Source organism: Azonexus sp., from assembly GCF_036170495.1.
Classification (GTDB): Bacteria; Pseudomonadota; Gammaproteobacteria; order Burkholderiales; family Rhodocyclaceae; genus Azonexus.
The window spans coordinates 1-18,676 of the sequence record NZ_JAVHPH010000188.1 but is presented as its reverse complement, the minus strand read 5'-3'; the positions used below and the strand labels follow the sequence as shown (position 1 = coordinate 18,676).

The 18,676-nt window shown below is 64.0% G+C and carries 19 protein-coding genes and 1 pseudogene; 9 read left to right on the top strand and 11 right to left on the bottom strand.

All coding sequences use genetic code 11. The features are described 5' to 3' along the window. The first annotated feature begins 251 nt into the window (after positions 1 to 251). Together purD and hemF are read left to right on the top strand one after the other, a co-directional pair. Positions 252 to 1,529 carry a phosphoribosylamine--glycine ligase gene (gene purD / locus ADADOO_RS06435; protein ID WP_511276006.1) on the top strand — a complete coding sequence of 426 codons (1,278 nt, stop codon included), beginning with the start codon at positions 252 to 254 and terminating at the stop codon, positions 1,527 to 1,529. 75 nt (positions 1,530 to 1,604) lie between these two features. Further along, a complete protein-coding gene (gene hemF, locus ADADOO_RS06430; protein ID WP_511276004.1) occupies positions 1,605 to 2,504 on the top strand; it encodes an oxygen-dependent coproporphyrinogen oxidase in 900 nt (299 codons plus the stop codon). A 56-nt stretch (positions 2,505 to 2,560) separates the two neighbouring features. On the opposite strand, the gene ADADOO_RS06425 is transcribed toward hemF, so the two are convergent. The 4 genes from ADADOO_RS06425 to hemC are packed head-to-tail and all read right to left on the bottom strand — an operon-like array spanning position 2,561 to position 6,523. Continuing rightward, positions 2,561 to 3,745 (bottom strand): heme biosynthesis protein HemY, encoded by a 1,185-nt coding sequence (locus ADADOO_RS06425; RefSeq protein WP_511276002.1) that lies wholly within the window; start codon positions 3,743 to 3,745, stop codon positions 2,561 to 2,563. Beyond that, entirely contained in the window at positions 3,742 to 4,764 is a 1,023-nt protein-coding gene (locus ADADOO_RS06420) for a uroporphyrinogen-III C-methyltransferase (protein ID WP_511276000.1), read from the bottom strand. Before ADADOO_RS06420 ends, ADADOO_RS06425 begins: the two co-directional genes overlap by 4 nt. 32 nt (positions 4,765 to 4,796) lie before the next feature. After that, a complete protein-coding gene (locus ADADOO_RS06415; protein WP_511275999.1) occupies positions 4,797 to 5,579 on the bottom strand; it encodes a uroporphyrinogen-III synthase in 783 nt (260 codons plus the stop codon). After that, positions 5,576 to 6,523 (bottom strand): hydroxymethylbilane synthase, encoded by a 948-nt coding sequence (hemC, locus tag ADADOO_RS06410; protein ID WP_511275997.1) that lies wholly within the window; start codon positions 6,521 to 6,523, stop codon positions 5,576 to 5,578. The genes ADADOO_RS06415 and hemC overlap by 4 nt, the downstream gene beginning before the upstream one ends. A 61-nt stretch (positions 6,524 to 6,584) precedes the next feature. Here hemC and ADADOO_RS06405 point away from each other — a divergent pair, with 61 nt between their 5' ends. From ADADOO_RS06405 to pepN, 4 genes are all read left to right on the top strand, one after another. Continuing rightward, the gene (locus ADADOO_RS06405; RefSeq protein ID WP_511275995.1) at positions 6,585 to 7,004 is read left to right on the top strand and encodes a SoxW family protein; all 420 of its coding nucleotides are present in this window, start codon (positions 6,585 to 6,587) and stop codon (positions 7,002 to 7,004) included. Next, positions 7,001 to 7,609, top strand: a complete 609-nt coding sequence (locus ADADOO_RS06400) for a methyltransferase domain-containing protein (RefSeq protein ID WP_511275993.1) — start codon at positions 7,001 to 7,003, stop codon at positions 7,607 to 7,609. Before ADADOO_RS06405 ends, ADADOO_RS06400 begins: the two co-directional genes overlap by 4 nt. Before the next feature lie 121 nt (positions 7,610 to 7,730). After that, the gene (locus ADADOO_RS06395; RefSeq protein ID WP_511275991.1) at positions 7,731 to 8,207 is read left to right on the top strand and encodes a hypothetical protein; all 477 of its coding nucleotides are present in this window, start codon (positions 7,731 to 7,733) and stop codon (positions 8,205 to 8,207) included. 92 nt (positions 8,208 to 8,299) lie between these two features. Next, positions 8,300 to 10,915, top strand: a complete 2,616-nt coding sequence (gene pepN / locus ADADOO_RS06390) for an aminopeptidase N (RefSeq protein ID WP_511275989.1) — start codon at positions 8,300 to 8,302, stop codon at positions 10,913 to 10,915. Between the two features lie 8 nt (positions 10,916 to 10,923). On the opposite strand, the gene ADADOO_RS06385 is transcribed toward pepN, so the two are convergent. The 4 genes from ADADOO_RS06385 to ADADOO_RS06370 form a co-directional block, all read right to left on the bottom strand. Then, positions 10,924 to 11,142, bottom strand: a complete 219-nt coding sequence (locus ADADOO_RS06385; RefSeq protein ID WP_511275988.1) for a hypothetical protein — start codon at positions 11,140 to 11,142, stop codon at positions 10,924 to 10,926. A 68-nt stretch (positions 11,143 to 11,210) separates the two neighbouring features. Beyond that, positions 11,211 to 11,732, bottom strand: a complete 522-nt coding sequence (locus ADADOO_RS06380) for a glutaredoxin domain-containing protein (protein ID WP_511275986.1) — start codon at positions 11,730 to 11,732, stop codon at positions 11,211 to 11,213. Positions 11,733 to 11,752: 20 nt separating this feature from the next. Continuing rightward, entirely contained in the window at positions 11,753 to 12,535 is a 783-nt protein-coding gene (locus ADADOO_RS06375; protein ID WP_511275985.1) for a LytR/AlgR family response regulator transcription factor, read from the bottom strand. Continuing rightward, on the bottom strand, positions 12,508 to 13,491 hold the full coding sequence (locus tag ADADOO_RS06370) for a sensor histidine kinase (protein ID WP_511275983.1): 984 nt from the start codon (positions 13,489 to 13,491) through the stop codon (positions 12,508 to 12,510). Before ADADOO_RS06370 ends, ADADOO_RS06375 begins: the two co-directional genes overlap by 28 nt. Before the next feature lie 93 nt (positions 13,492 to 13,584). On the opposite strand from ADADOO_RS06370, the gene argH reads away from it, so the two are divergent. Both argH and ADADOO_RS06360 read left to right on the top strand, forming a co-directional pair. After that, positions 13,585 to 14,973 (top strand): argininosuccinate lyase, encoded by a 1,389-nt coding sequence (gene argH / locus ADADOO_RS06365; protein WP_511275982.1) that lies wholly within the window; start codon positions 13,585 to 13,587, stop codon positions 14,971 to 14,973. Positions 14,974 to 15,115: 142 nt separating this feature from the next. Next, on the top strand, positions 15,116 to 15,493 hold the full coding sequence (locus tag ADADOO_RS06360) for an OsmC family protein (RefSeq protein ID WP_511275980.1): 378 nt from the start codon (positions 15,116 to 15,118) through the stop codon (positions 15,491 to 15,493). 89 nt (positions 15,494 to 15,582) lie between these two features. Here ADADOO_RS06360 and grxD read toward each other — a convergent pair whose 3' ends face one another. The 3 genes from grxD to prfA all read right to left on the bottom strand — a co-directional run bounded on the left by grxD (position 15,583) and on the right by prfA (position 17,921). Beyond that, on the bottom strand, positions 15,583 to 15,903 hold the full coding sequence (gene grxD / locus ADADOO_RS06355; protein WP_511275978.1) for a Grx4 family monothiol glutaredoxin: 321 nt from the start codon (positions 15,901 to 15,903) through the stop codon (positions 15,583 to 15,585). A gap of 13 nt (positions 15,904 to 15,916) precedes the next feature. After that, positions 15,917 to 16,732, bottom strand: a complete 816-nt coding sequence (gene prmC / locus ADADOO_RS06350) for a peptide chain release factor N(5)-glutamine methyltransferase (protein ID WP_511275976.1) — start codon at positions 16,730 to 16,732, stop codon at positions 15,917 to 15,919. Positions 16,733 to 16,838: 106 nt separating this feature from the next. Then, positions 16,839 to 17,921, bottom strand: a complete 1,083-nt coding sequence (prfA, locus tag ADADOO_RS06345) for a peptide chain release factor 1 (RefSeq protein ID WP_511275974.1) — start codon at positions 17,919 to 17,921, stop codon at positions 16,839 to 16,841. Positions 17,922 to 18,053: 132 nt separating this feature from the next. Here prfA and ADADOO_RS06340 point away from each other — a divergent pair. Continuing rightward, positions 18,054 to 18,676: pseudogene (locus ADADOO_RS06340) on the top strand (hypothetical protein); the annotation flags it as partial.

The following is an 18,676-nucleotide window of genomic DNA, read 5'->3' as shown; positions in this document are numbered from 1 at the left end:
CCTTCTTCCCGTTCCGTGACGGCGTCGATGTGCTCGCCGCGGCCGGCGCCAAGGCCGTCATCCAGCCAGGCGGTTCGATGCGCGACGAGGAAGTTATCGCCGCCGCCGACGAACATGGCCTGGCCATGGTGTTCACCGGCACCCGCCATTTCAGGCATTAATTTCAGACGCGGAGACGCGGAGGCGCAGAGAAAATCTCTTTGCCGTTTCCTCTGCGCCTCTGCACCTCTGCGTCGAAAGGTTGTTAATACATGAAATTACTAGTCATCGGTTCCGGCGGCCGCGAGCACGCCATGGCCTGGCGCCTGGCTCAGACCGAAGGCATGCAGAAGGTGTTCGTCGCCCCCGGCAACGCCGGCACGGCGCGCGAGCACGAACTGGAAAACCTGAACATCACCGACCCGGAAGCCCTGGCCGATTTCGCCGAGCAGAACAAGATCCACCTCACCGTCGTCGGCCCGGAGGCACCGCTGGCCGCCGGCGTGGTCAATATCTTCCGGGCCCGCGGCCTGAAGATCTTTGGCCCGACCCGGGAAGCCGCCCAGCTCGAATCCTCCAAGGATTTCGCCAAGCGTTTCATGGCCCGCCACAACATTCCGACGGCCGGTTTCGAGACTTTTTCCGAGTCGACCGCAGCACACGCCTACATTGACCGCAAGGGTGCACCGATCGTCATCAAGGCCGATGGCCTGGCCGCCGGCAAAGGCGTCGTCGTCGCCATGAGCCTTGAAGAAGCCCACGCCGCCATCGACGACATGCTGTCCGGCAACAAACTCGGCGATGCCGGCGCCCGCGTCGTCGTCGAGGATTTCCTCGACGGCGAGGAAGCCAGCTTCATCGTCATGGTCGACGGCAAGAACGTCCTCGCTCTGGCCTCCAGCCAGGACCACAAGCGCATCGGCGATGGCGACACCGGCCCCAACACCGGCGGCATGGGCGCCTACTCGCCCGCCCCGTGCGTCACCCCGGAAATCCACGCCAAGGCCATGCGCGAGATCATCCTGCCAACAGTCAAAGGCATGGCCGCCGACGGCATCCCGTTCACCGGCTTCCTCTACGCCGGCCTGATGATCGGCAAGGATGGCTCACTCAAGACGCTGGAATTCAACTGCCGCATGGGCGACCCGGAAACCCAGCCGATCCTGATGCGTCTGAAGTCCGATTTCGTCGAACTGCTCGAACACGGCATCGCCGGCAAGCTCGATCAAGTCGAAGCCGAATGGGATCGCCGCATTGCGCTGGGCGTCGTCCTCGCCGCCGCCAACTACCCGGACACCCCGAAAAAGGGCGACGTCATCCAGGGCCTGCCGGCCGGCAACAGCTTCGGCGAGGATTGCCACGTTTTCCATGCCGGCACCGCCGAACAGGACGGCAAGGTGATCACCAACGGTGGCCGCGTGCTGTGCGTCACGGCGCTTGGCGAGAACGTCAAGCTGGCCCAGAAACGCGCCTACGAAGCGGCCGTGCAGATCAGCTTCGACGGCATGCAATTCCGCAAGGACATAGGCCACCGGGCCATTGGTCGATAATTCCAAAACGTATTGAACGACAACGGGCGGCTCATTTGCATCAATGAGCCGCCCGTTTTCATCCCCGGAGACAAAATGGACACCACCCCGCTCAAGGCTTTTTTCACCGGCCTGCAAAGCCGCATCGTCGCCGAACTCGAAGCCTTCGACGGCCAGCCTTTCCGCACCGATTCCTGGGGGCGTCCGGAAGGCGGTGGCGGCATTTCGCGGCTGATCGAGGAAGGCAATTTCTTCGAACGCGGCGGCGTCAATTTCTCGCATGTCACCGGCACCTCGCTACCCGCTTCGGCCACCGCCGTCCGCCCGCAACTGGCCGGCCGCGCCTGGGAGGCGATGGGTGTTTCGCTGGTCCTCCATCCACGCAATCCGTACTGCCCGACGGCGCACATGAACGTCCGCTGCTTTGTCGCCAGCCAACCCGGCGAAGACGACGTCTGGTGGTTTGGCGGCGGCATGGACCTGACGCCTTACTACGGTCAACGCGAGGATGTGGTGCATTTTCACCAGACCGGCAAGGATGCCTTGGCGCCGTTCGGCGACGAGATCTATCCGAAATACAAGAAGTGGTGTGACGAGTACTTTTTCCTCAAGCACCGCAACGAGCCGCGCGGCGTCGGCGGCATCTTTTTTGACGATCTCAACGAAGGCAGCTTCGAGCGCTGTTTTTCGCTGACCCAATCGGTCGGCAATGCCTTCACCCAGGCCTACCTGCCGATATTGGCCAAGCGTCGGGATGTGCCCTACGGCGAGCGCGAACGCGACTTCCAGGCCTACCGCCGGGGTCGTTACGTCGAATTCAACCTGGTCTGGGACCGCGGCACGTTGTTCGGCCTGCAATCGGGCGGCCGCACCGAAGCTATCCTGATGTCGCTGCCACCGATCGTGAAATGGCGCTACGACTGGCAACCGGCAGCCGGCACGCCGGAAGCCGAACTCTATGACGTCTTCCTCAAGCCGCAGGACTGGGCGGTTTAGTTATTAGTAGACAGTCGGTCGTTTTTAGCTAACAACTACCGACTAATAACTGAGCGCTACCGACCATCGAGCAGGGCGCTGGCCCGGTAGTGTTTGTTGGCCTCTTCGGCCCGTTCCAGCTGGTCGAACAGGCGGGCCAGTTCGAGGTGGCCCTGTTGCGATGGTTCGACCGACAGCGACGCTTCGAGATAACTTTGCGCCTTGCCCCACAGCCGCTGACGGATGCACATGCGGCCCAGGGCCTTGAGCAGGCGGGCATCGTCCGGATGGCGGCGCAGCCAGCCCTCGGCCTTGGCGATGCGGGCGGTCTGCTCGCTGTTCGCCAGGCGGCCGTAGATGGCGGCCAGATCAGGTTGCCATTCTTCATGGGTCGCCGTATCGAGCACGGACTCGATCAGCTTCTGCGCCTCACTCTCGGCCCCCTGCGCGACCAAAGCCCGTGCCGCGGCGATGACGACGCGGCGACCACGTTCATCTTCAGGCAGCGTGCGCAGATAGGCCGTCAGCTGGCTCTGATCGGCGACCCGTTTGGCGATGTTACCAAGATGGGCCTGGGTGCGGATTTCGCCGACCACTTCAAGCGGCAGCGCGTCACGCTTGACGAGCTGCCGAGCCAGCTTGAGCACGCCATCCCAGTCGCCGACGCCCTGCCGGGCGCGCAATTCGAGGCGCAGCGCGGCGATGTGGCGGCCCTGCTTGCCTTGCAACTTGCCAAGAGCGGCCAGCGCGTCGTCGAAACGACGCGCTTCGTTGGCCATTTCGGCGTCGAGCATGAGCGTCGCTGCCTCGGTGCGCGGGTCGTCGGTCTTGGCGTGCTCCAGCCAGTATTGCTGCTTTTCCGGTTCGCGCATGCGTTGGGCAGCGCGGGCGGCAATCAGGGCCGACAGGCCGCGCGCCGTACCGGCGCCGTGGGCTTCGCTGGCCTTCTTCAGCGCCTGGCCGAAACGGCCTTCGAAGAGTAGACGAACGGCATCCTGAAAGACCTGGCTGGCACTTTCACGCTGGCGCTGGGCGCGGTATTCGCGCACGCGCTTAGGCAGGCCGAAGGTCACCGCCAAAGCACGTATTCCGCCGTAGAACACGAAGAACAGGGCAAGCAGCGCGACGAGGAAGAGGTTGAGCGAAACCTCGGCCCGCCACGGCGGCAAGACCACCAGCACGTAACCGTCGTTGTAGTGGGCGCCGAGCGCGACGGCAACGGCCAGCCCGCATAGGGCGACAATCCAGAACAGCCCCCTCACCGTTTTTCCTTGCCCGGACGCAGGTGGCGCAAGGCCGCCTGGCTATCGTTGAGGGTTGGCAGCTCGACGTTGATTTCGCTTGCCGTCATTTGGCGCAGCGTCGTTTGGGCTGTCTGCACGGCCTTGTCGTTGGCGTCGAAATGGCGACTCAGCATGTCCTGGGCGACTTTGAGCTCGTTGCGGTAAGTCCATTGATCGCGCGCGAAGAGGGCGAGGCGGGCGTTGAGCAGGCGCAGCTTGAGGTTTTCACGGAGCAGGTAGCCCTGACCGGGCGCCAGCAGCACCGCGTCTTCGCGGTCGAAGCGCTGGATGCGAATCAGCCCCTTCAGTTCCTGCCAGATGGCGCCGCCGGTCCGCTGCCACCCCGTTTTCGGCTCGACAGCCATTTCATTTTCAGCCGTTTTTTGCGTTTCACGCAGTAAACCCGGTCGACCGTGGGAAACCAGCGGCAGCTTGTCGACGCCGACCAGGACCTGTTCCAGACGCAGGCTGATGCCCGGCATATCGACGAAAGGCAGGGCGTTGAGGCGGGCCAGATCCTTGGCCAGCGCCTTGCGCAGCGGCAGGTGAGCCGGCCGGTCAAGGCGGGCCAGTTGGGCATCGGCGGTTTGCAGGGCGAGCACGGCGACCGGGAGATTGCCGGCCAGTTGCAATTGCTGCCCGGCGAGCACGATGGCTTGTTCGACCTCAAGCAAGGCGACCTCTTCGCGGCTGCGCGCGATGTCCTGATAGAGCGCTTGCAGGGTCGTCGACTGGGCCTGGAACTCGGCGATTTTGCCATCGACGGCACCGAGACGGGCGTGCAGTGCTTCAACTTGTTCACGCGACTGCTTCTGGGCGCCACGATCTTCTTTGTTGGCGGTATCGAATTCGGCCAGTTTCTGGCTGACTTGCTGCTCGACATCGGCCAGCTTCTGGCGGGTTTCGAACCACTGCCAGCCGGCCAGCGCCAGCGCGGCAATCGCCACCAACAGCCACGGGCTGGTCCGCTTGGCGCGCGGCGCCGGGAGATACGTCATCGTCGACGGGGAGGAATTTTCGTTTTCGGGCATCATGCCGGCCAATTATAAGCAACTAAGCCGGCGAGGATGCCGGCGTCGGCTGCTGCGGTGAGGAGAATGTTGCTTAAACCCAAAGCCCGGGCGTTTTCGGCGATGCGGGCGTGGGGGACGAAGAGCGGCGTTTTCTGCATGAAGGCGCGGCCTTCGGCGTCGAGTAGATCGACCAGATAGCGCAGACCTTCGCTGCTCGACACGGTCAACGCATCAAGCTGACCAGACCGCCAGGCCCCGAGCAGCGGCGCGACACCGGCGGACGGCCCGGAGCGGCGGTAGCAGGTGATGCAATCGACCGTCGCGCCACGTTCGCGCAGCGTGTCAGCGAGCAGTTCGCGGCCGCCATCGCCACGGAAGATGGCGATGCGCTTACCGTTGACGCGCTCAGCGGCGAGTTCCGGCAATTCGAGCAGGGCTTCGGAGTCGAAACGCTCGGTCGGCGCGATGCAGCCCGGAATGCCACGCTCGCCCAGCAGCTTTGCCGTACCCTGGCCAACCGCTGCAGGGATCAGTGATTCGGGCCAGGATTGCCGCGCCAGCAACACCGGCAAAGCATGGTTCGCGGCATTCGGACTGATGAATACTGCCAGCGCATAATCGCCCAGCCGGTCAGCCGCTTCGGCCAGCGGTTGTGGATCGACGGCCGGCGAGATTTCGAGCAGCGGATAAATCAGCGGCGTGCCGCCAGCCGCCACGATCGCCTCGGCCAGCGGCGCTGCCTGCGCCTGCGGCCGGGTGACGACGATGGTTCGGCCAGCGAGCGGGCCGTTATGAGTCATTTGCAGTGGGCGAGCTTTTCCAGAATCGCGTCGGCGCCCTTGGCGCGCAGTTCGGCCGCCAGTTGCAGACCGAGCGTTTCGTCGTCGGCCGCGGTTTTGCCAACTTCGCCGCGCACTTCGCCGCTGACTACTTCCTTGCCGTCAGCCGTGGCGACGAAGCCGCGCAACCAGAGCTGGCCGTTATCAATGATCGCGTAGCCACCGAGCGGCACCTGACACGAACCGCCCAACGCCCGCGAGAAGGCACGTTCGGCGCGGACGCAGTGGGCCGTTTCCGGATCGTTGAGCGGGGCGACGACATCGGCCATGTCCGCCGCGCCGGCGCGCAGTTCGATACCGAGCGCGCCCTGCCCGGGGGCCGGCAGCGACTGTTCTGCGGTCAACACCGATTTGATGCGATTTTTCAGGCCGAGGCGGATCAGGCCGGCGGCGGCCAGGATGATCGCGTCGTATTCCCCGGCATCAAGCTTTTTCAGGCGGGTATCAAGATTGCCGCGCAGGCTCTTGATGACCAGCTGCGGATATTTGGCGCGCAGGATCGATTCGCGGCGCAGGCTGGAGGTGCCGACGATGGCGCCGGCCGGCAGATCGTCCAGCGCGTCATAGCGGTTCGAGACGAAGGCGTCGCGCGGATTTTCGCGGGCCGAGATGGCGGCCAGCACGAAGCCATCGGGCATGACCATCGGCACGTCCTTCATCGAATGGACGGCGAGGTGGGCCTGACCTTCCTGCATGGCGACTTCGAGTTCCTTGATGAACAGGCCCTTGCCGCCGATTTCGGCGAGCGGCCGGTCGAGAATCTGATCGCCCTTGGTGGTCATGCCCAGAATGACAACTTCGGCTCCCGGATTTAAACTCGATAAGCGATCTCTAACGTGCACCGCCTGCCACATGGCCAGACGGGATTCGCGGGAGGCAATGACAATCTTCGAAGGACGGGACATGAGTGGGCAATGGGCAGGACTTTTGGGAGGGCTGATTCTAGCATGGCTGGCCGCCCCCTCCTTGGCCGCAACCGACCTGCCAGCCGCCGTCGATTTGCGCGCCGAAGCGGCGCAGGCGGCCAAGCTCGGCGGCCCGCTGATCGTCATCTACAGCCGCCAGGACTGCAAATACTGCGCCGCCGTCAAACGCGACTACCTCAAACCGCTCGCCGCCAATCCGCGCTACCGTGATCGCACGCTCATCCGGCAGATCAATCAGGATGGCGAAACGCAGGCACTCACTGACTTCACGGGCGGCGCCTCGACGCATGCCCGTGTCGCCACGGCCGAGAAGGTCAAGCGGGTGCCGGTCGTCGCCTTTTATGGCCCGGATGGGCGCCAGCTGGCCAACCCCATCGTCGGCGCCCGGCTGCCCGACTTTTACCAGAGCTACCTTGAAGACGCCGTCGAGCAATCGGTCCGCGCCCTGAAAAAACCATGAGCACAACCATCAAGCCGCCGGAGCAGTGTCCGGAACACCCCGATTTCTGGTGCAAGCGCTTCGGCGAAGGCGTCACGCCGTGGGATGCTGGCAAGGTGCCAGCTGCCTTTGCCGACTTCATCGCCCGTCAGGCGTCGTCCCCGCTCAATACGCTGATTCCGGGCTGCGGCAGCGCCTGGGAGGCGGCCCATCTGGCCGGAATCGGCTGGCCAGTCACGGCGCTGGATTTTTCGCCGGTTGCCATCGAGACGGCGCGCAACATTCTGGGCGATGCCCCGGTCGACTTGGTGTGCGCCGACTTTTTCACCTTCGCCCCGCCCCGGCCGGTCGAACTGATCTACGAACGCGCCTTCCTCTGCGCTCTACCGCGCAAGCTGTGGGCCGAATGGGGCCGACGCGTCGCCGAACTGCTGCCGCCGGGCGGCCGGCTGGCCGGCTTCTTTTTCCTTTGCGACCAGCCAAAAGGTCCGCCTTTCGGCATTCTGCCAAAACAACTCGATGAACTTCTGGGCGCCAATTTCGAGCCCATCGACGACGCCCCGGTCAACGATTCGATCCCGGTCTTCGCCGGCCGCGAACGCTGGCAGGTTTGGCAGCGACGATAGGCTTCCCCCGCCGTATTTCCGGCCCCCGGCTCGCTGACTTACAATTTGTTTCAGGTCGCCGGGTCATCCCGGCAACAATGCACCGCGTTATACAGCCACACCCCAACGAGGAACACACACCATGAAACGTCTCTTGATGGCCATGACCATCGCCGCCGCTGCGCTCAGCGCCCCGGCCTCCGCCCAGGTCTCGATCAATATCGGTCAACCCGGTTTTTACGGTCGCCTCGACATCGGCGGTTTCCCGCCCCCGCCGCTGCTTTTCCCCGAGCCAATGATGATCCAGCGCGTCCCGGTCGGCCGCCCACCGCTCTATTTGCGCGTCCCCCCCGGCCATGCCCGCGACTGGCGCCGTTACTGCCATCGCTACGGCGCCTGCGGCGAGCGCGTCTATTTCGTACAGGACAACTGGTACCGGCAAGAATATGCCCCGCGCTACCAGGAGCGGCATGGCCACCGTGACGGCTATCGTGACGACTACCGTGACTATCGCCGCCATGAGCGACGCGACGACCGTGATGAATACCGGGGCGATGACCGCGGCCACGGCCATGATCGAGGCGGCGAGCACGGTCGCGGCCATGGCCACGATCACTAGCCGGCTCTGATCACGCATGGCCTGCCTGGCAGGCCATGCTGCCGGCTGGTTTGGCGTATCATCGACGGCTCTCCCCAGTCGTCCGCCCAAAAATGAAAACCACTACGCCCCAGACCGTCTACCTCAAGGATTACACCGCTCCCGCCTACCTGATCGACACCGTCGATCTCGATTTCACCATCGAAACCGGTGGCACCACCGTCAGCGCCACGCTGGCCATGCGTCGCAACCCGGCCATCCCGGCCCAGCCGCTGGTACTCGACGGCGACGAGCTGAAAACATTGAGTGTCACGGTCAACCGGAAAAAAGTGCCATTTTCCGAAACGGCCGGCACGCTGACCATCGCCGATCTGCCCGACGCGTTCACCCTGGAAACCGTCGTCCGCATCGACCCCGACCAGAACACCCGTCTCTCCGGCATGTACCGTTCGGCCGACGGCTATTTCACCCAGTGCGAAGCGCAGGGTTTCCGCCGCATCACCTGGTTTCTCGACCGGCCGGACGTGATGTCCACCTACACCGCGACGCTGCACGCCGACAAGGCGACCTACCCGGTCCTGCTCGCCAACGGCAACCCGGTCGCGGCGGGCGATGAGCCGGGCGGCCGCCATTGGGCCAAATGGGCCGACCCGTTCAAGAAGCCGGCCTACTTGTTCGCCCTCGTCGCCGGCAAGCTCGACGTGTTGCGCGACACTTTCCGCACCGCCTCCGGCCGCGACGTCGATCTCGCCATCTACGTCGAACCGGGCAAGCTCGACCAGTGCCCGCACGCCATGGCCGCTTTGCAAAAAGCCATGAAATGGGATGAACAACGCTTCGGCCTCGAATGCGACCTCGACCATTACATGATCGTCGCCGTCGGCGATTTCAACATGGGCGCCATGGAGAACAAGGGCCTCAACATCTTCAACACCAAGTACGTGCTGGCACGCAGTGATGTCGCCACCGACCTCGATTTCGAGAACATCGACCGCGTCGTCGCCCATGAGTATTTCCACAACTGGACCGGCAACCGCGTCACCTGCCGCGACTGGTTCCAGCTCTCGCTCAAGGAAGGCCTGACCGTCTTCCGCGACCAGGAATTCGGCGCCGACCTGCACAACCGGCAGACCGCCCGCATCCGCGAAGTACGCGGCCTGCGCGCCGGGCAGTTCCCGGAAGACGCCGGCCCGATGGCCCACCCGATCCGCCCGTCCAGCTTCGTCGAAATCAACAACTTCTACACCGCGACGGTCTATGAAAAGGGTGCCGAAGTCATCCGCATGATCCAGACCCTGATCGGCCGCGACGGCTTCCGTGCCGGCATGGACGAATACTTCCGCCGCCACGACGGCCAGGCCGTGACCTGCGAGGACTTCGTCGCCGCCATGGCCGCTGCCAGCGGTTTCGACTTCACGCAATTCATGCGCTGGTACAACCAGCCCGGCACGCCGAATGTCACGGTCGACGGCTTTTTTGATGGCGAAAGCAAAACCTATACGCTGACCTGCACGCAGTCGAACCCGCGCGCCAGCGATGAGGCGCCGACGCTGATCCCGATCCGCGTCGCGCTGTTTGCCGACAATGGCGACCTGCTGCCCGGCAGCGAGCGCACGCTACAACTCGCGGCAGCGACGCAATCCTTCGTCTTCAACGACATCGCCGCCGAACCCGTCCCCTCGCTGCTCCGTGACTTCTCGGCCCCGGTCGTCCTCGCTTTCGACTACACGCCGGAACAGCTGACCCTGTTGCTGGCCCATGAAAGCGACCCGTTCAACGCCTGGGAAGCCGGCCAGCGCCTGGCCTCGACGCTGATCCTCGAGGCCACCGCTGCCATCGCCGCCGGTCAGGCGCCGGTCTGGCCGGCCAGCTTCGTCGACGCCGCCCGCCGCCTGCTGCAAGCGCAAGCCGGGGTTGGCAAACTCGGCGGCGCCGCCTTCGTCGCCGAAGCCCTGACCCTGCCCGGCGAATCAACGCTGGCCGAAGCCATGGCCATCGTCGACCCGGACGCCCTGCACGCCGCCCGCAACGCCTTCCGCCGCCATCTGGCCGAGCAACTCGAAGGCGAGTTCAGCGGCCTCTACGCCGCCCTCGCCCCCACTGCCGCCTACGCCCCGAGCAGCGAGCAGGCCGGCCGCCGCGCCCTGCGCAACCTGTGCCTGGGCTACATCGCCGAACTCGACACGGCGGCAAGCCGCCGCCTGGCCATCCAGCATTTCGAGCAAGCCGACAACATGACCGACCAGTTCGCCGCCCTCTCGGTGCTCGCCAACGTCATCGACGACTGCCCGGAACGCCAGGCCGCGCTCGACGCCTTCTACGCGCGCTGGCAGCACGAAGCGCTGGTCGTCGACAAATGGCTGCAAGTGCAATCGACCAGCCGCCGACCGGACACCTTGCCCACCGTCATCGCCCTGACCGCCCACCCGGCCTTCGACAGCGGCAACCCGAACAAGATCTACGCCCTGATCCGCGCCTTCGGCGCCAATCTGGCCCGCTTCAACGCGGCCGACGGCAGCGGCTACGCCTTCATCGCCAATCAGGTCATCGCGCTGCACGACCGCAACCCACAGGTTGCCTCGCGGCTGGCCCGCTGTTTCGACCGCTGGAAAAAATTCGACACCAGCCGGCAAGCCCACGCCCGCCAGGCCCTCGAACGCATCCGCGACCATGACGGCCTGTCACGCGATGTGCTGGAAATCGTCACGCGGGCGCTGGCCAGCGCCTAAGCGCAGCGTCAGGCGAGTGCCAGGCAGACGGCGCCCGTCCGGGAAGAGTCCGCCGACCGGCGCTCCCTGGCGTCGTAACAGACGCTGTAGCGCCCATTCTCGGCTTCGCACATCGCCGGCAGGTAGCCCGCCTGCTGCAACTGGACAAAGCGCATCAGCGCAACGGTCCGCGACTCGCCGGCCAGGGCCAGCACCGATGACGGGCAATGCACACACTGCTTGCTCATTTCCGTTCTCCCGAGAACACTTGGCCACAGAGTCTGAACGGAACAAGTGACAGGAAAATGACGCTACTTCAGCCCTTGATCCACGGTCCGAGCAATTGGCGCAAGGTTGACTCGTTCCAGCCCTTGACGACCTCGTCACCGACGACGATGAGCGGCACACCGTTACCCCCGAGCTTTTTGTGTTGCTGGAGCGCCGTCGAACTTTGCTCGATGTCCTGCTCGGTGTACTGAATGCCGTTGGCGGCAAAGAACTCGCGCGTCATCTTGCAATAGCCGCACCAACTGGTGGCATAGAGCACGACCGCAGGCTGTTCACCGGAAGCCGTTGCCAACGCCGTCGGAGTCCCTCCTGGCTGGAGCAGCGGCCGGCCAAACCAGAAGGCCGCGCCGAGAACGATCAGGATGAACAGCCACTTGCCGGCGCCGCCACTGCTTTGTGGCGCCGTCGCCGGCCCGTATTGGCGGAGCTTATCCGGCGGCAGTGAACCGCCAGCCTTGACGTAGGCTTTTTCGCAGGACGGGCATTGCCAGTCTGGCGCATGATCAGTGGCCTGACGGGCGTAGTTGCAGTGGGGGCAGATTCGGCGCATTAAGGGTCTCGGCGGAAAATTCAGGAATTCTTGATCAGCGCTTTGGCCGGCACCCAAAGCCGGCGGCTGACCGGGAGTTTTTCCGGCACGCCGCGCAGCAGAGCCCAGCCGTAGGCTTCGGCGTCGTCGCCGGCAGCTTTCTCGAAACCGGCCAGGGCCAACTTGGCGACGAGCACGGCACGGTGCAAGCGGAGAAAACGCTCGGCAAACTCGGTTTCCAGGTGGGCCAGCGTGTCGTCGAGCAGGTATTCGCGCTCCATGGTCCGGGCGGTGACGTATTTGAGGTCAGCCTTGAAATAGAGCACTTCACCGACCGGCACGAGGAGCAGGCGGCCGCGTTCGTGGCAGGATAGATGGGTCCGCCCACTGCCGCGTATTTCGTGGCCAAGGCCAGTGAGCAGCGCCGAATCAGGCAGCGCTCCCGGCACCTTTTGCAGGGCGGCGAGCAGGCGTTGGGTACGCACCGGCTTGAGCAGGTAATCGACGGCATTGAGGTCGAAGGCTTGCACCGCGTAGTTGTCGTAGGCCGTGGTAAAGATGACGGCCGGCGGCTTTTCCAGGCGGCCGAGATGGCTCGCCAGTTCGATGCCGTCCATGCCCGGCATGCGGATGTCGGCGAGCACGACGTCGACCGGCGTGTCGCGCAGGATGTCGAGCGCCGCCAAGCCATTGCCGGCCTCGCCGACCACCTCGCTTGGCAATTGCCCGACAATGTCGGAAAGCAGCGCGCGCAGCCGGTCGCGGGCCAGCGGCTCGTCATCGACGATAAGGATTTTTAGCGGGCTGGCTGGCGGCGTTGACATGGCAGGATGATGCGAACCTCATAGGAATTGTCGCTCGTCTCGATTTCCAGACGGGCTTCGAGATCGTAATACAAGGCCAGCCGTTCGCGGATATTGGCCACGGCGATCTGGTTGCCAGCGGCATGTTGGACCTGACCGGCGGTCGGGTTGGCCACCGCAATGCGCAGCTCCTGCCCACGCTGTTCGATGGCGACGCGGACCGTGCCCCCTTCCGGCGCCGGCTCGATGCCGTGATAAACCGCGTTTTCAAGCAGCGGCTGGAGCATGAGCGGCGGGATCGGCAGATCCAGCGAAATCGGGCCGATTTTCCAGTCGACCGTAAGACGTTCGCCCAGGCGCAGGGTTTCGAGCTCGAGATATTGCTTGCCGAGGGCGATTTCGTCGGCCAGGCTGACCATCTCGCCGGGGTCGCGCATGGCAGCGCGAAACAGGTCGGAGAGCGACTCGAGCGCCGCCTCGGCCTGCTGCGGCCGGGCGCGGATCAGCGACAGCACGGCGTTGAGCGAATTGAACAGGAAATGGGGCCGGATGCGCGCATTGAGGGCGGCCAGCCGGGCCTCGCTGAGCGCCGGCGAGAAGGCCCGCGAACGCAGGTCGAAATAGACCAGCAACACGGCCGTGGCGGCCATGCTGAGCAGCACGAAACGCCACACGCTGCCGCCGTCGGCCAACCCGAGCGAGGCGGTGTAGGAAAACAGCCCGGCCGAGATGGCCGCCACCAAGCCGAGCACGCAGCATTGACCGAGGCGCAGCGGCAGGCGCCACAAGGCATCGCGCAACAGCGACAAGAGCCCGAGACCGACCAGCAGCAGCGGCTGCACCACCGCCGCCAGCTCGACGTAACGCCCGGCCCAGCCGGCCAGATCGGGGACCTGGGCGAGCGCGGCAAGGCCGGCCAGCAGGTTGATGCCGAGCAGGACGCGCAGCATGACGCCGAAATTGCGCCAGTCGGGCAAGGGGTGGGTTGCGGGAAAGTGCCGTATACTTGTCATCTTTGTGCGGATTTGCTCCAAATTCGTCGCCGATTTGCCCCATTCTAGACCACAGTCATGACTTCCAACGCCAATCAATACACTTGGGCCGGACGCTTCTCCGAGCCGGTTTCCGATCTCGTCAAACGTTACACCGCCTCGGTCGATTTCGACCAGCGCATGTGGCGCCAGGACATCCGCGGCTCGCTGGCCCACGCCCGGATGCTGGCCAAACAGGGCATCATCGCCGCCGCCGACCTGGCCGACATCGAGCGCGGCATGGCCATCGTCAGCGCAGAGATCGAAGCGGGCCAGTTCGAATGGTCGCTCGACCTCGAAGACGTGCACCTCAACATCGAGAAGCGCCTCACCGCGCTGGTCGGCGATGCCGGCAAGCGCCTGCACACCGGCCGTTCGCGCAACGACCAGGTGGCGACCGACATTCGCCTCTACCTGCGCGATGCGATTGACGACATCCTCGTCCTGATCAAGGCCTTCCGCAGCGCGCTGGTCGATCTGGCCGACAAGGAAGCGGCGACGCCGATGCCCGGTTTCACCCACCTGCAGGTCGCCCAGCCAGTCACCTTCGGGCACCACATGCTGGCCTATTTCGAAATGTTCGGCCGCGATGCCGAGCGCTACGTCGATTGCCGCAAGCGCGTCGCCCGCCTGCCACTCGGCGCCGCCGCGCTGGCCGGCACGACCTACCCGATCGATCGCGAATTCGTCGCCGAGCAGCTGGGCTTCGACGGCGTCTGCGAAAACTCGCTCGATGCCGTTTCCGACCGCGACTTCGCGATCGAATTCACCTCGGCCTGCGCCCTGCTCATGATGCACATCAGCCGCCTGTCCGAAGAACTCGTCATGTGGATGAGCCCGCGCGTCGGCTTCATCCAGATCGCCGACCGCTTCTGCACCGGCTCGTCGATCATGCCGCAGAAGAAGAACCCGGACGTGCCGGAACTGGCGCGCGGCAAGACCGGCCGCGTCTATGGCCAACTGATGAGCCTGCTAACCCTGATGAAGTCGCAGCCGCTGGCCTACAACAAGGACAACCAGGAAGACAAGGAACCGCTGTTCGACGCCGTCGACACGGTCACCGACACGCTGCGCATCTTCGCCGACATGGCCGGCGGCATCACGGTGCGCCCCGACAACATGAAAGCCGCACTGACCCAGGGCTTCGCCACCGCCACCGACCTCGCCGACTACCTGACCAAGAAAGGCCTGCCTTTCCGCGATGCCCACGAAGCCGTCGGCCATGCTGTCAAGGCCGCCGAGCAAAAGGGCGTCGACCTGCCGCAACTGACGCTCGACGAACTGAAAGCCTTCTGTCCGCAAGTCGAAAATGACGTTTTTTCCGTGTTGACCGTGGAAGGCTCGCTGGCCAGCCGCAATCACATCGGCGGCACCGCCCCGGCCCAGGTCAAAGCCGCCATCGTCCGCGCCCGCCAGCGTCTCGGCTGATTCACCAAGGCCCAGCGAAAAGACCGCCGGCTTGTCCGCGCGGTCTTTTTTTTTGCGCCGAACGACTTGGGGGTTTAACATATAAGCAAACGTTGATATTCCGTTTTCAACGCGACCCATAACGAAACCAAGGCAGATCAGCATGTACTCAACCGTCGTCGACAACTCCCCGCTCATCAAGGTGAGCAGCGCCAAACACGAAGCCAGCTATTCGGTAAATGTCTCGCTCATGAACCCACTGGAAGCCTTCTACGCCTCGCTCGCCGCCTGCGCCGCCGTCTATGCCAAGAAAGCCTGCAAGGAACTCGGCGTCCCGGCCGCCGGCATCGAGATCAACTGCAAACCCTTCGCCGGCCCGAGCGGCCCACTATCGCTGGCCAAGTTCAAGACCGACGTGCGCTTCCCCGAGCATTTCACGGCCGAACAAAGAGAAAAAATCCTCGACAGCATCGCCCACTGCGCGGTCAAGGACATTGTCGTCAAGGGCCCGGCCATCGATTTTCAGGTCGCCGAGGCCTGAAAGCAGCAATCCCACGGTCAACCGGAAATTTTGGCCAAAAATGAAAAGCCGGGGACATGCCCCGGCTTTTCATTTTCTGCAGCGAAAAATCAGGCCGCGATACCTTCCAGCATCTGCTGCAATTCGCCGGTCTGGTACATCTCTTTCATGATGTCGCAGCCGCCGACGAATTCGCCCTTGATGTAGAGCTGCGGAATGGTCGGCCAGTTGGCGTATTCCTTGACGCCATTGCGGATTTCCTCGTCGGCCAGCACGTTGACCGTAACGAAGTCGTCGACGCCGCAGGCCTTGAGGATCTGCACGGCGGTGGCGGAAAAACCGCACTGCGGGAAACGGGCGTCGCCCTTCATGTAGAGGACGACCGGGTTGCCGGTCACGGTGGCGTGGATGCGTTGCTGAACGTCGGACATGATTTCTCCTGATTTAAAGATGAGCGCCTGAAACGCGGTCGATGCCGGCCAGGTCGGGAAAAGTGGATGCGGTTTTGAACCCCCCCGCAGTCAATAAGTTCCGGCTTGCTTCGCCCTGGTCGTAACCGTGCTCGAACAGCAACCAGCCGCCGGGCTTCAGGTGGGCCGGCGCCGCGGCAACGATGCGACGGATGCAATCGAGGCCATCGGCCCCGTCGGTCAGCGCCATTTGCGGCTCATGCGGCAAGCCGTTGAGAGCCAGGTGCGGGTCGCCGGCAGCGACGTAGGGCGGATTGGAAACGATCAGGTCGAAACACTGGCCGGCCAACGGGCCGAACCAGTCGCCTTGGTGAAATTCGACCCGGGCGCCAAGACGGCCGGCATTGTTGCGGGCCACGGAAATTGCGTCTTTTGACAGGTCGACCGTAGCCATCGTCGCCGCCGGACATTCCAGCGCCAGCGAAATGGCGACGATGCCCGACCCCGTGCCGAGATCGACGACGACTGGCGCCGCCAGGCGACGCATTTTCTCCAGCGCCAGATCGATCAGGACTTCGGTTTCCGGGCGCGGAATCAGCACGGCCGGGGAAACCTGAAACACCCGGCCGCGGAATTCCGCCTCGCCGACCAGGTAGGCCAGCGGTTCGCCGACCGCGCGGCGTTCGACCCACTCGGCAAACTGCTCCCAGGCCGGCGCAATGACCGGCATTTCCGGTCGTGCCAGCAGGTCGGCGTGCGTGCAGCCGGTGGCGTATTGCAGCAGCAGACGGGCATCGAGCCGGTCGATTTTCGATTTTGCTGCGGTCAACGCCTCGCCGAGGGTGGTCATGGGCGGCCGAATTTGACGCTAAGGCGCAGAGACACGGAGAAAACAAAAGAATCGTTTCCCTTCGTAGTTCTCTGCGCCTCTGCGCCTCCGCGTCGAAAATCCACAATCAATTCTGCTCGGCCAGTTCGGCCAGCAGATCGGCCTGATGTTCGGCGGCCAGCGCGCCGAGTAGTTCGTCCATGTCGCCGTCCATGATCGCGGCGATCTTGTACAGCGTCAGGTTGATGCGGTGATCGGTGATCCGCCCCTGCGGGAAGTTGTAGGTACGGATGCGTTCCGAGCGATCGCCGGAGCCGATCAGGCTCTTGCGCGTGCTCGAAATGTGCGCCTGCTGGGCGCGCACCTGAACGTCCTTGATGCGCGCTGCCAGGACCTTCATGGCCGAGGCCTTGTTGGCGTGTTGCGAGCGGCCATCCTGACACTCGGCAACGATGCCGGTCGGCAGGTGAGTGATGCGCACCGCCGAGTCGGTCTTGTTGATGTGCTGACCACCGGCGCCCGAAGCGCGAAAAGTATCGATGCGCAGATCGGCCGGGTTGAGGTTCACGTCCTCGACTTCATCGACTTCCGGCATCACCGCGACGGTGCACGCCGAGGTGTGGATGCGGCCCTGCGTTTCGGTTTCCGGCACGCGCTGGACGCGATGGCCACCGGACTCGAACTTCAGCCGCGAATAGGCGCCGTTGCCAGCCAACCGGCAGATGATTTCGCGATAGCCGCCCAACTCCGACTCGCTCGCCGACATGACTTCGACCTGCCAGCGCTGACGCTCGGCGTAGCGCGAATACATCCGGAAAAGATCGCCAGCGAACAGCGCCGATTCGTCGCCGCCCGTCCCGGCGCGGATTTCGAGCAGCACGCTGCGCTCGTCGTTGGGGTCTTTCGGCAGCAACAGTTTCTGCAATTCGATTTCGAGTTCGGGCAGGCGCGCCTTGGCGCTGGCGATTTCCTCTTCGGCAAAATCGCGCATTTCCGGATCGTCACGCATCGCCTCGGCTTCGGCCAGATCGTTTTCGGCCTGGCGAAAGGCGTTGAACTGAGCGATAACCGGTTCGATTTCCGAGCGTTCGCGCGACAGCTTGCGAAACTGATCCATGTCCCCCGCCGTGCTCGGCGCCGACAGCATGCGGTCGATTTCATCGAGACGATCGACCAGCAGTTCGAGTTTTTGGCGGATGCTCGATTTCATATCGCAAGCCGGTCAGCAAATGGTTCAAGGGGGCGTAATGGTACCCGAGAACGCCGTTCGTCGGCGATGGAAGGCAATTGCCAGGGTAAGATTCACCGAGCATAATCGCCGGCTGGCGGATCTCGACATTCAATGGCCCACATTCCTCATTCCCTCATCGCGCTGGCGGCAACCCTCGAGTCACGCTGGGCAGACTATCGCGCCAAGGGCGACGTCGATCTTTTCGTCGAATTCACCCTGTCGCTCAACGGGCTAACCGAGCAACTCAACCGCCGCCATCTACCGGGCCTGGTCCGCGCCTGCCAGGAACTGGAAAACACCGCACTAACCCTGTTCGGCGACGGTTCGATGCACCCCCTTCCGCGCGACCAGTCGAATGCCATCAGTCGGCAATTGATCATTATCCTGACCGAACTGCGTCGCCATGAAATGCCGGCCATCCCGGCCAGACGACAGACGGACGACCTGACCGGGGGCGATAGTGCCGGCCAGCAGCCACGCCAGATTGTGATCGTATCGCCAGAAAACCACCCGGTGGCGAAAACGCTGAGCGAACAGTTGAGCTTTTTTGGCTTCACCCCTCGCCAGGTTCGCTGGGGCGAAACACCGAGTTCCGACACGCCACCATTGGCCCTCCTGTTCATCCCCGAACAGGAGGGGCGCGCCTATCCGCCGAGTGCGATTACCGGCATCATGGCCTTGCGCACCGAATTCCCGAGCAGTTATTTCTATTGCCTGTCCGTGCCGAGCAACCT